A 12287-nucleotide genomic window follows, 5' to 3' on the forward strand; every position below is an offset into this window, starting at 1 on the left:
CCGGTCTTTTGCGCGGGCGCTGCGCAGGCGCGCCCGTCTTATTGCGGATACAAGGATTTTTATCGATGTCGTTACACCCTGATCTGGAAGCTTTCCTCGACCTCGCTCAAGACAGCCAGGACGCCGGCCTGCCGGCCATGCACCAACTGACCCCGAGCGAGGCCCGCGCCACCTTCGAGCAGACCACCGCGCAACTGCGCTGGCCGGCGCCGCAGGATCTTGAAGTCAGCGAGATTGAGACACTGGCCCGCGATGGTACGGCGCTGGCGTTGCGTTTGTATCGGCCCAACGGTGTTGAATCGCCGCTGCCGGTGCTGGTGTATTTCCACGGTGGCGGGTTTGTGGTCGGCAGTCTGGATTCCCACGACGGCGTCTGCCGCGAGTTTTGCCAGCGCACGCCGTGTGCGGTGCTTTCGGTCGGTTATCGACTGGCGCCGGAGCATCGCTTTCCGACGGCGCTGGAGGATGGCGAGGACGCTTTGGCCTGGCTGGCCGAAGAGGCTGCGAGCCTCGGCCTGGATGGTTCGCGCGTTGCGTTTGGTGGCGACAGCGCGGGTGCCACGTTGGCGACGGTGCTGGCGATTCAGGCGGTGCGGCAGCCGCACACGGTGGCTATCGCGCCGAAGGCGCAGTTGTTGTGTTATCCGGTGACCGATGCTTCGCGGGTGCATGATTCGCGGCTGTTGTTTGGCGAGGGGTACCTGCTGGAGAACGACACGCTGGAGTGGTTTTATCAGCACTACGCGCGGGGGCCGGAGGATTATCTGGATTGGCGTTTTTCGCCGTTGCTGGCGGAGGATTTGCGTGGGGTGGCGCCGGCCATTGTCGTATTGGCGGGGTTTGATCCGTTGCTGGATGAGGGGCAGGCTTATGTCGACAGGCTGCGTGGGCAGGGGGTTGAGGTCGAGGTCGAGATTTGTGCCGGGTTGACTCATGATTTGTTGCGGTTGGGGGCGGTGGTGCCTGGGGGTCTGGAGGTTTATTCGCGGGTTGGTGGGGCGCTTGCGCGGGTTTTTTGGATGGGGTGAATATCCGTTTTTTTTGGTGTTGCTGCTGGCGGTTTCGCCCTTACGGCGACTTACTTTTTTACAAGCGCCTAAAAAAGTAAGCAAAAAACGCTAGCTCCTGCGTTCGGCCCTCGCAGGCTCGGGTTCCTTCGCTGCGGGATCGATCCGGGCGCAGCGGCTCCGGTTTGCTTCGCTGCACCTACACTCGCTGTGTTTGGCTGCGCCAAACGGTCGCTGCGCTCCCACCCCCGGATCAATCCCTCCACTCAGCCTTCCGACGTCGCCGGTGGATCAAAAGCAAGATCAAAAGCACTCGAGCTAACGCTCATTGTTGAGTGGTGAAAAGCGTGTGGTCTGCTTTGGATCTGTGTTGGATTCGCCCCTCACCCCAGCCCTCTCCCGAGGGAGAGGGAGCCGATTTGCGGGCTTTTCAGAATCTGCATTCGACTCGATATCGCAAGTCGGCGTATTTCGCCTGAACACCTCGGTCAGTCCCCTCTCCCTTCGGGAGAGGGCTAGGGTGAGGGGCTTTTGCTCTGGCTCTTGATCATTTGCCCCTTCGGCAGGCTTCGTTACGGGATCGATCCGGGGGTGGGAGCGCAGCGACCGTACGACGCAGTCGTACACAGCGAGTGTAGGTGCAGCGAAGCCAACCGGAGCCGCTGCGCCCGGATCGGTCCCGTAACGAAGGTACCCCGAGCCCCAGCGAGCGGGCCGTACGCCGGGGCAAAGCCTTTTTGGTTACTTTTCGCTGGGCCGGCATTCCGGCGTTTGGAAAAAGTGACCCGCCGTAAGGGCGGAACCCTAAGTAGCCTTCACCGCAGCAACGGATATGCCCCCCAATCCCAAAAACCAAAAAGCCCCGCCAAAGCGGGGCTTCCACACAACTAAGAGCAATCAGAAATCAGCCTTCACCGACATCACAAAATTGCGCGGATCACCGTAGAAGTTACCGAACCCCTCGGTACCAATGGTCGCGTAATAACGCTTGTCGAACAGGTTGTTGCCGTTCAACGCCACCGACCAGGTGTCATCAATTCGATAACCAATGCGACCGTTCCAGACCGCATAACCCGCGCCGTCGACATTGTCCCCGCCCAGAGGCGAAACCCGGTAGGTGCCCGTCTGCGCATTGACACCCGCACCAATCGTCACACGGTCCAGCGGCCCGCTCAGGGCGTAATCACCCCAGACGCGCAACAGGTGACGCGGCACGTAGGAGTTGTAGACCGCGCCATCCTGAGTGGCATCGGCATCTTCCAGCACCTTGGTCTGGGTGTAGGTATAACCGGCCAACAGTTGCAGGCGGTCGATCACTTCACCGCTGACTTCAGCTTCAAAGCCCTGGGCGCGGACCTTGCCCGAGTTGATCTGGCACGAACTGTCTTCGCACCGCAGGTCATCCTGGGCCGCATCTTTCTGGATGGTGCGGAACAGGTTGAACGTGGTGTTCAGACGACCGTCGTACCACTCACCCTTGATCCCCAATTCGTAGCTCTGGCCAATCAGCGGCTTGAGCGTGCTGCCGTCGATGGTTTTATACGAGCCTTGCGGGGTGAAGATGTCGGTGTAGCTGGCGTAGGCGGTCAGGTTGTCGTTGAGGTCGTAGAGCAGGCCGGCGAACGGCGTGACCTGGCCGGTTTCGGTGGACTGGGTGTTGACCTCGGTGCCTTCGCCACGGAAGTACTGCACCGAATCGGTATCGGATTTGTACCAGCTGACTCGGCTGCCGAGCACGAGCGTCATCGGGTCGGCGAGTTTCAGGCGGGCGATCGAGTAGGCGCCGTATTGCTTGATGTGCATGTCCACCGGGCCGCCACGGGAGGCGTTGGCCAGGTAGTAGCTTTCATCCGGCTGCGGGATGTTGTGGTTCGGGTTGAACACGTTCTGGCGCTGTGGCAATGCCGCCACCGCGTAGAAGTCGTCCTTGTGCGAACGGCTGGCGTTGGCGCCGACGATCAGTTCGTGCTGCTGGCCGAAGGCGTCGAATTTGCCATCGACGTAGGCATCGAACCCGTAGTCGCGCTGATCGTAATCATAGGTACTGCCGAGCATCAGCGTGTTGGTGGCGGTGGCGCCCAAGGGCACTGTGCCGCTCGGGAAGGAATATTCCATGTCCTGAGTGTTGCGCGAGTACACGCCGGCGACTTTCAGCGACCAGTCGTCGTTGAACTGGTGTTTGACGTCGGCGAAGTAGGTGGCGCGTTTGCTGCGCTGGTTGTTCCACGAGGTGTTCAGGCAGGTGGAGCGTTTCAGGTGCAGGTCGGAGCCGTCGGCGTAGCGCGGCAGGCCGCCCCAGCACGGGGTGGCGTCGACGTCTTCATAGGCCATGCCCAGACCGAGGGTGGTGTCAGGGCTGAGGTCGAAGTCCAGGGCGCCGTAGTAGATCTGGTCGCGGCGTTCAGCCACATCGTAGAAATACTTACGGGTCTGCTGGGTCACCACTGCGCGGCCACGGACAGTGCCGGCGTCGTTCAGCGGTCCGCCGGTGTCGACCTGGCCGCGGTAGTTGTCCCAGGTGCCGGCCGACAGCGACAGCTGCGTGTGCGGGGTGTCCTGGCCGCGCTTGCGCACGAAGTTGACGCCGCCGGCGGTGCCGCCCGCGCCCTTCATCATGCCCGCCGCGCCGCGGAGGATTTCCACGCGGTCGTAGATGGCCATGTCGCTGTTGAAGCTGTCCGCCTGCACGTAGCTGCTGCCGATGTCCAGCGGCACGCCGTCGTACTGGTACTGGCCGGTCATGCGGAAACCGCGCGAGTAGAAATATTTGCCGCCCATGGGCGAGTCGTAGACGGTGATGCCCGGGGTCTTCTCCATCACCTGTTCGATGGTGTTGAGGTTCTGGTCGTCGAGCATCTTGCGGGTCATCACCGTGACCGACTGCGGCGTTTCCTTCAGCGAGTGCACGCCTTTGCCGATGGTCACGCCGCCGGTGGTGTAGGAGTTGCTGCCTTCGGTGGTGGCGCCGAGGCGGTTGGCGTTGACGTTGGTCGGCGCCAGTTCCATCGCGTTGCCGCTGGTGGCCGGGCCGAGCACGGTGACGGTGTTGCCGTCACGCTGATAGCGAATGCCGGTGCCGCTGAGCATCGCCTTCAGTGACTCGTCATCCTGGTAGCGGCCGTTGAGGGCGCTGGAGCGCAGGCCTTGCAGGCTTTCCGGGCTGTAGATGATTTGCAGGCTGGTCTGCTGACCGAGGGTCTGCAGGGCCTGGGCCAGCGGCTGGGCCGGGATGTTCAGGGTCCATTCCTGGGCCTGGACATACGGCGCTGCTGCAAGGGTCAGTGCCAGACCCAGGCCGCTACCGGCCAGGCGTGTGCGGGTCGCGCCGTGCATCAGCAGGGCTCGAGTCAGAGGGCGAAGCATGAAACGGGATGCGGACATGAGGTTAAGACCTTGGCAGGTATAGTTGTTAATGGTTCTTATTCATCTCATTAAGACGAGGAAGCCGCGGCAAACCGGAAAAGTTTTTTCTCCGGCCCGGTCGCGGCTGCTTCGATCAGGCGGGTTGCAGTTCGCTTTTGACCTTGCCAGCCTCCATGCGCACCAGTTGATCGGCGACGTCGAAGTAACGGTCGTCGTGGGAAATCACGATGATGGTCTTGCCCAGACGCTTGAGGTCGGGCAGCAGCTCGGTATAGAAGATCCGCCGGAATGTCGGGTCCTGATCCGCCGCCCATTCATCGAACACCAGCACCGGGCGCTCTTCGAGCCAGGCATTGACCAGTGCCAGGCGTTTGCGCTGGCCGGTGGACAGGTCGGTGGTGCTGAACGCGCCGTCGCGCACGCTGACCTTGTGCGCAATCTCCAGACGTTCGAGGTAGCGGGTGGCATCCTGCGGCACTTCACGATCGCCCTGAATCAGATCATCGAACAGGTAGTAGTCGGCGAAGATCGTCGTGAAGTTCTGCCGGTAGTCATCGCGATTGACCGCAGTGATTGGCTTGTCGTTAACGCGGATTTCGCCCTCGGTCGGCGCGTACAGGCCCAGGAGCAATTTGATCAGCGTGGTTTTACCGCAGCCGTTCTCACCGACGATAAACACAATGTCGCCCTGTTCGATGCGCAGGTTCACCGGGCCGAGGCGGAACGGTTCGCTGCCTTCCACGGGAGGGAAGGCGTAGCGCACGTTGCGCAGTTCCAGGCTGTTGACGGCGGCCGGCTTGCTGCCCTGATCCTGCAGCAACAGGTGCGGTTCCGGTGAGGAGAACTGTTCGCTGAGTTCGGCAATGCGGCGGAAGGCAATCTGCGCGCGGCTGATGATCGGCAGGGTGCTGATCAAGTGTTCCAGCGGCCCCTTCATGTACAGCAGCACCAGAACGAATCCGCTCATCACCGCTTTGTCGGCACTCGGCCACAGCGATTGCAGGGCCAGGGCCATGCCGATGACCACGAAGAACAGCATCGAGCCAAACGACTTGGCGATGACGAAGGTGTTGATCGATCTGATCTGGGTGTCGCAGATTTTCTCGGCGGTTTTCTGAATGCCGGCGACGAACATGCGCTGGCGGCGCGGGCGGTGAATGCGCAGTTCCTTGGCGCCTTCGGCAATTGCGTTGTAGTGCTTCTGCAGTTCGTCTTCGGAATCGCGGGCGGCGTAGAAACCGCGCATGCCTTTGGCCCGGGCGATGGCCTGGATGGTGGTGCCGATGGCGATGGCCACCAGCATCATCAGGAACATCGGCCACGACAGCATGGCCAGATAGCCGAGACAACCAAGGGTCACGGTCATGGAGATCGCCAAGGGCGCGAAGGCGAAGGCGAAGTCGCTGATGGTGTCGACGTCGTGGGTCAGCACCGGAATCAGGCGATGGCTGCGATAGCGTTCGATCTGGTCGATCGGCGCCGACAGGACTTTCTCCCCCAGCTCTTTGCGCAGTTTGGCGATGATGTGCTGGCCGACGTAGTTGGTGCCGATGTCCGACAGGATCGTGGTCAGCAGGGCCAGGGCACAGAGGCCGGCGAAGATCATCACCACGGTGCGGGTCAGGCCGTCATCGGAATGCAGGGCGTTGTTGATGGTCGCCAGCAGCACGGTGACGCTCAGGCCGCCGAGCATGCCGAGCACGATGGACGCCGAGACGATCAGGCGGAAGGGCTTGAGCAGGGCGAACAATTCGTTGATCGCCCCACGCGTAGGCTTGGTCATGGAGGATTCCTGCTTCGATGCGGAGGGAGTGCCGGTACTTAAGGAAAACGAATGGTCGCGGAGTTTCTTTAGCCGAGCGCAGGCGTGGCTGCGCTCGTCGAGGGCGGGATCAGAGGTCGCGTACTACGCGAAAGCCCAGCCAGTCGCCCTTGCTGGTCGGCCAGCTGCTGTTGCGGTTGCCCGAGCGCGAGAAGATCGGCGCCTCGCCCCAGTCGTTGCCGCGCATGACCTGGCGTTCGCAGTTTTCCTGGGTCCATGGGCGACCGTCGGCGGGCACTCCGGAGTAGTCCGGGTGATAGCAATCGGCGGTCCATTCGTAGACGTTGCCGTGGGCGTCGAACACGCCAAACGCATTGGCCGGGAAGGTGCCGGCCGGCGAGGTGAAGTTGTAGCCGTCGGCTGCGCCGTAGGTGTTGGCGTGTTTGGAGATCTGGTAATCCTTGCCCTCATCGAACGGGAACGGGAAAGGCCCGGTGCTGCCGCCCCGGGCGGCGTATTCGCGGATCGATTCGCTTTGCAGGCGATAGGCGTGCCCGGTCTTTTTCGACAGCCAGTCGATGTAGCCCTGGGCTTCGGCGACGTTCATGCACACGGCCGGGTCGCGTGGCGTCTGTTTGAATTCCGGCTTGCCGGCGGTGCAGCGGCGGCCGGGGCGGTCATCGAAGTCGTAGGGCTTGTTGCCGGTTTCGCGCACATAGGCGTCCCATTCGCCCACCAGCACCTGCGAGCGGCTGATAGCGAATGGTTTGCTGAACGTCACCGTGTGCAGCGGGCCTTCGTCGGGTTGGCGGCCGACCTCATCGTCCGGCGTGCCCATGGTGTAACTGCCGGTCGGCAACACGACCATTTCCGGGCAGTCCTTGCAATCCTTGAACACTTTGCCCGCAGCGGGTGCTGTCGCCGCGTGCGCGGTGCCGGGCAACAGGGCAGCGCAGAGGGCGCTTAGCGCCAGTGCGGGCAGGGCTTTGGAGAGGAGTGACGCGTGAGGCTTTTTCATGGGTCGTCTCTTTGAAAGGAAAACGGCAGTCGAGGGTCAGGCACGCAGCTTGGTGCCGAGGATGTCCATGAAGCGATCCACTTCGGCTTCGCTGTTGAGCAAGCCCGGCGCGGTGCGAATCACCGGCCCGACGTCGCGGCTGACCGCGTCGCAGATCACCCGGTTCTGCATCAGCCAGGCAGCTACTTCATCGCTGTCCTGGCCCTTGATCCGGAAGAAGGTGAAACCGGCGGAGAACTGCGAGGCGAGCGGGGTGACCAGTTCGATGTTGCGGTGCTCCTGCAGGCGTTGCTTGAGGTAGCTGTTGAGCTGATGAATGCGCGTCTGCACCTCGGCCTTGCCCAGCTGCAGGTGCAACTTGAAGGCTTCGTCCAGCGCCCAGCGATGCTCGAAGGCGTGGTAGCCGCCCGGGGTCATGATGGTCGAGAAGGCCGTGGCCTCGGAGAACGTCGGCACGCTGGGGCTGACGTATTTCAGTTCTTCAGTGCGGCTGCAGACGATGCCGGTGCCGCGCGGGCCGAACATCCACTTGTGCGTGCCGGCGATGAAAAAGTCGCAGTTCATCTGCGGGAAACTCAGGTCGTCGACGCCAAAACCGTGCACGCCATCGACCACGTAGATCAGCCGGTCCTGGTCGTCGCGCTGACGGTTGTGCTCATCGACCAGCCGCGAGATGTCGCTGATCGGCAGCTTCACACCGCTGCCGGAATGCACCCAGGTCATGCCCAGCACGCGGGTCTCGGGGCGGATGTTGCGATTGATCGTGTCGAGTACCTGATCCAGAGAAATGCTCTGCGGGGTTTCGAACAGCTTGAGTTTGCGCACGCGCGTGCCGTCACGACGGCTGCGGAAATCGAGAATGTTGCGCGTCGAATAATGCTCGTGAACCGTGGTAAGAATTTCCTGGTCCGCGCGCACCTGTACGCTGCCGTAGATCATCGCCAGGCCTTCGGTGGTGCTGCCGGTCAGGGCGATTTGCGCCGGTTTGGCTTGCAGATACTGGCCTGCCCAGTGGCGCACGTTTTCTTCGCGCTTCTCGGTGACGCCCAGATCCCAATCCATCGCCAGACCCGGATTCAGATCCAGCGCCGCGCGATGGCGTTCGATCGCTTCGCGCACCGGTTTGGGGTGCGAGGTGACGAGGAAATTGGCGAAGTGAATCGCTTGGGGATCCTGATCGAACATTTGACGCAACTGCGCCCATTTGTCTAGCGACGCAGTCGGCACGGCAGCGATGGCCGCCGGTGCAGTCAGGCTGGCGCCCAAGGGCAGGGCGGCGGCGAGCAGGCCGGCCTGCTTGAGAAAAGTGCGACGATCGGTCATGGCCGGGCCACCTCCTGGCGCGACGCCAGCGCCGGTTTCGCGGCTTTTTGTACCTGGTCCCAGACGCGCATGAAGTTGCCGCCCCAGAGTTTGGCAATGTCCGCTTCGGAGTAGCCGCGCTGTAGCAGTTCGGCGGTGACGTTGCGGATCTCGCCGACGTTTTCCCAGCCCTTGATGCCGCCGCCATCGTTGAAATCCGAAGCAATGCCGACGTGGTCGATACCGATCTTGCGCACCGTGTAATCGATGGCGTCGCCGAAGTCCTTTAGGGTGGCTTTCGGTTCTTCTTCGAGGATCGCGTAGAGGCCGCTGGCGTATTGGCCGAGCTTCTGTTCCGACCAGGCGGTGATGATCGGATCGCCCGGCATCAGTGCCATCGCCAGGTTGGGCAGTGGCGGCAGATCGAAGCGCGCACGCAACGCATTGAGTTTGTCCTGCGTGCCCTGGGTCAGCGGTTTCAGGTACTGCGAGAAGGCGACGACCTGCACCACGCCGCCACTGTTCTTGATCAGTTGCAGCTCTTTGTCGCTGAGGTTGCGCGGGATATCCACCGCCGCCCGTGGCGCCGAGTGCGAGGCCACCAGCGGTGTGCGGCTCAGTTCGGCGACTTGCTCGAGGGCCTTGGTCGACATCTGCGAAACGTCGATGATCACGCCCAGATCGTTCAAGCGCTGCACCGCTTGTTTACCGATGTCCGACAGGCCATCGAGGGCGTCGGGCGAATCATTGAAAAACGGCAGCGGTCGCGACGAGTCGGCCCAGCTGTTGTTGCCGATGTAACTGAAACCGAACATGCGCATGCCGCGCCCGGCCCACAGGTCGAGCTTGCTCAGATCATTGCCCAGCGGGTAGGCGTTGAGCATGCTGATGAAAATCGCAAACTTGCCTTCGCCGTGCAGGCGGCGGAAATCATCCGGCGTGTAGGCGATGCCGGCCTGATTGGGAAAGTCGCGGACGATCCCGGAAATGATTTTGTAACGCACCTCCTGCTGATTGCGCGCTTCTTCGACAAAACCCTCGGTGGGACGGTGCGGGGCGTTCGGGCCGTTCCACATTTCCGGCCAGCCAAACACCGTCAATGCTGCGCCGGACAAGCGTCCGCGATTGGCCTTGACCAGGTCGAACTGGCCCGAGCCATCCTTGTCGGCTTCGTGGTCGTGGCTGCCGAAACTCAGCGGCACGGTGATGTGGCTGTCGAACGACAGCAGGCGCTCCTGCAATTCAGTCGCCTGTTTCATCACCTTCACCGGGTAGCCGGGGTTGTTCAGGTAATCCCAGGCCAGAAATCCTGCGCCGGCACTGATCGCCAGGGCCAGCGGCAGGCCGATGAATAGAGCCTTTTTCCAACGCGGTTTTGTCATTGCCATCTCATTCAGGTTCGCCGTCGAGGTGCAGGCGCAGGGGCCTTTGCTATCTGGGAAGAACGAGTGGCTGCACGGCTAATTTAGGTGTGCGTTACAAATGCCCGGCAGCGGCGCGGGTGATGTTTGCCGGCAACGTAAATTTCCCCGCCGAGCAAACGTTCTAGCTTGGATAAAGCCTGCTTCATGGCTGACACAGGTAGGGCAATGACGATCTCTCGACGCTGGTTCATGGCGGGCATGGCACTCACGGGCGCCGCGCTGCCTGCCGCTTTTTATGCACATCGTGAATTGACCCGCGAGGAGTTTCCGATCACCCCGGGCGAGGCCACGGTCGATCTGGCGGACACCGCCGGGCAACAGCTGGCGGACAATTTGCGTGGGGTCTGGGACATTCGCTTTACCGGTGCGGCGGCCGGGCTTGATGGTCTGCCGGCGCAAGGTCTGGAACTGTTTCTCGACATCGCTCATCGTGGGCGCGGCCTGCGCGGTTATCTCGACACCGGAGCGAATCTGCGTGCCGAAGGGCCTGTGCGTTATCAAGTGATTGGCGATCTGGCACCGGGCAACGGCGCCGAGATGTATTGGCGCCTGCTGCGCACCGATGCGCCACTTGCACCGCCGGTGTATGAATTCAAAGTCAGACTGGATGAGGTCTGGGCGGCGTTCGGCAATGCCGGCAGCGCCACGTTCACCGGGCAGGTCTTGCGCCTGGATCGGCCGTTGGCGTTGCCCGAGCTGGACAATCAGTTCATCGCTATCAAGCGGCGTTTTCCCGAGGCCCGTGAACGCACCGGGCTTAATCCGCAACTGTTGGCCTGGCTGGTGGCGCCCGAGCATCGGTTGTTCCACCAGCTCTGGCACGCCACCCGCGACAAGTGGCACAAGCTCTCGGAGAAAAAACGCGAAGCGCTGCGCGGCATCGGCTGGCAGCCCGGGCCGCGTGACAAGGAGCGCGACGCCCGTGGGCCGAGCAAGGATCGCAATGGCTCGGGCGTGGATTTTTTCTTTATGCACCGGCACATGCTTGGCATCGCCCGCTCGATGCAGGATTTGCCATCGTGGCCGGCGTTCCCGCAGCCGCAGCCTGAGCTGGAGCGGGACCGACAGGGCTTCGCCCGCTATTTCGACAATCACGACGGCAATTCCCTGCCGCCGACCTGGCTGGCCGAGGGCGATGACGAGTACACCAAGTGGGTCAGCGACATCAAAGCGGCGGAGACTTTCCAGAGCAATTTCCTGGTCTGGGAATCGCAGTACCGTGACCCGCGTTATTTGTCGAAATTGACCCTTGGCCAGTTCGGCTCCGAGGTCGAACTGGGCCTGCACGACTGGCTGCACATGCGCTGGGCTTCAGTGGCGCGCGATCCATCCAATGACATTCCAGTGCCTATGGCGCGGGATCAGGCAGACTTCGCTGCGCGCTGGTATGCGCCGGAAAACGACTTTCTCGGCGACCCGTTTTCCTCCCATGTAAACCCGGTGTTCTGGCGTTTCCATGGCTGGATTGATGACCGCCTGGAAGACTGGTTCCGCGCCCATGAACGTTTTCACCCGGGCGAAGTGAGTCGTTTGGAAGTCAACGGCGTGCCGTGGTTTGCACCGGGACGCTGGGTGGAAGTCGCCGACCCCTGGCTCGGCCCCGACACCCACGGCTGCAGCACCGTGCCCGGCCTGCAAGTCGGACGCTCAGTGGAGATGGACCCGGAGATCATGAAGCTGGCGCTGCGTATCACTTTTGGCGACGAAGACAACATGACCGAGCTGTTCCGCAAAGTGCCACAGCGCCCTTGGTATGCGCGACACCTGAAGGTCAAGGGCCGACAGCTCTAGATTGGTTCAACACATACTCAGGATAGGTCGCAATCCCCTTGTGGGAGTGAGCCTGCTCGCGATGGCGTCGTGTCAGTCACCCGTTATCCCGGATGACCCACCGTGATCGCGAGCAGGCTCACTCCTACAGGGGGTATTTATCGTGGCGTAGATTTTGGCCTGACAGAATGCCCCCCTGTGGGAGCTTGCTCGCGGAGGCTTTTTTTGGGGCGGTGGGGGCATTTTGAGTGAGTACATATCCATCGCTGCGGTAACGACTACCTAAGGTTTCGCCCTTACGGCGACTCACTTTTTTTACAAACGCCTAAAAAAAGTAAGCAAAAAAACGCTTGCTCCTGCGTTCGGCCCTCGCAGGCTCGGGTTCCTTCGCTGCGGGATCGATCCGGGCGCAGCGTTTCCGGTTTGCTTCGCTGCACCTCCTTCCGCTGTGTCTGGCTGCGCCAGACGGTCGCTGCGCTCCCACGCCCGGATCAATCCCTCCGCTCAGCCTTCCGACGTCGCCGGTAGATCAAGATCAAAAGCACTCGAGCTAACGCTCATTGTTGAGTGGGGCGGCTTCGCCGCGGGCAGCTGCGCTGCTTTGCTTTTCTGTGGGAGCGAGCCTGCTCGCGATAGCTATC

7 protein-coding genes are annotated in these 12287 nt (G+C 61.9%); 2 read left to right on the forward strand and 5 right to left on the reverse strand.

Annotated elements, in window-relative coordinates:
• Nucleotides 1-65 precede the first annotated feature (65 nt).
• Nucleotides 66-1028, forward strand: a complete 963-nt coding sequence (locus tag AB4N85_RS04470) for an alpha/beta hydrolase (RefSeq protein WP_252869108.1) — start codon at nt 66-68, stop codon at nt 1026-1028.
• 876 nt (nt 1029-1904) lie between these two features.
• On the opposite strand, the gene AB4N85_RS04475 is transcribed toward AB4N85_RS04470, so the two are convergent.
• From AB4N85_RS04475 to pvdM, 5 genes are all read right to left on the reverse strand, one after another.
• Nucleotides 1905-4388 (reverse strand): TonB-dependent siderophore receptor, encoded by a 2484-nt coding sequence (locus AB4N85_RS04475; RefSeq protein ID WP_177342708.1) that lies wholly within the window; start codon nt 4386-4388, stop codon nt 1905-1907.
• Between the two features lie 115 nt (nt 4389-4503).
• Nucleotides 4504-6153, reverse strand: a complete 1650-nt coding sequence (locus AB4N85_RS04480; protein ID WP_123443162.1) for a cyclic peptide export ABC transporter — start codon at nt 6151-6153, stop codon at nt 4504-4506.
• A 109-nt stretch (nt 6154-6262) separates the two neighbouring features.
• Nucleotides 6263-7150, reverse strand: coding sequence for a dihydropyoverdine dehydrogenase (pvdO, locus tag AB4N85_RS04485; protein ID WP_236169438.1), 888 nt, complete (start codon nt 7148-7150; stop codon nt 6263-6265).
• A 36-nt stretch (nt 7151-7186) separates the two neighbouring features.
• Nucleotides 7187-8473: a pyoverdine-tailoring periplasmic protein PvdN gene (pvdN, locus tag AB4N85_RS04490; protein ID WP_252869109.1), complete on the reverse strand. Its 1287-nt coding sequence runs from the start codon at nt 8471-8473 to the stop codon at nt 7187-7189.
• Complete coding sequence (gene pvdM / locus AB4N85_RS04495) at nt 8470-9834, reverse strand: pyoverdine-tailoring dipeptidase-like protein PvdM (RefSeq protein ID WP_252869110.1); 1365 nt, start codon at nt 9832-9834, stop codon at nt 8470-8472. The genes pvdN and pvdM overlap by 4 nt, the downstream gene beginning before the upstream one ends.
• 207 nt (nt 9835-10041) lie before the next feature.
• On the opposite strand from pvdM, the gene pvdP reads away from it, so the two are divergent.
• On the forward strand, nt 10042-11667 hold the full coding sequence (pvdP, locus tag AB4N85_RS04500; protein WP_252869111.1) for a pyoverdine maturation tyrosinase PvdP: 1626 nt from the start codon (nt 10042-10044) through the stop codon (nt 11665-11667).
• Nucleotides 11668-12287 lie beyond the last annotated feature (620 nt).

This window comes from Pseudomonas sp. H1_G08 (assembly GCF_054681355.1).

Excerpts from the sequence above, each read along its gene's own strand:
- pvdO (WP_236169438.1), bottom strand. The coding sequence starts at position 7,150 with ATGAAAAAGCCTCACGCGTCACTCCTCTCCAAAGCCCTGCCCGCACTG.
- AB4N85_RS04480 (WP_123443162.1), bottom strand. The coding sequence starts at position 6,153 with ATGACCAAGCCTACGCGTGGGGCGATCAACGAATTGTTCGCCCTGCTC.
- AB4N85_RS04470 (WP_252869108.1), top strand. The coding sequence starts at position 66 with ATGTCGTTACACCCTGATCTGGAAGCTTTCCTCGACCTCGCTCAAGAC.
- pvdM (WP_252869110.1), bottom strand. The coding sequence starts at position 9,834 with ATGACAAAACCGCGTTGGAAAAAGGCTCTATTCATCGGCCTGCCGCTG.
- pvdN (WP_252869109.1), bottom strand. The coding sequence starts at position 8,473 with ATGACCGATCGTCGCACTTTTCTCAAGCAGGCCGGCCTGCTCGCCGCC.
- AB4N85_RS04475 (WP_177342708.1), bottom strand. The coding sequence starts at position 4,388 with ATGTCCGCATCCCGTTTCATGCTTCGCCCTCTGACTCGAGCCCTGCTG.
- pvdP (WP_252869111.1), top strand. The coding sequence starts at position 10,042 with ATGACGATCTCTCGACGCTGGTTCATGGCGGGCATGGCACTCACGGGC.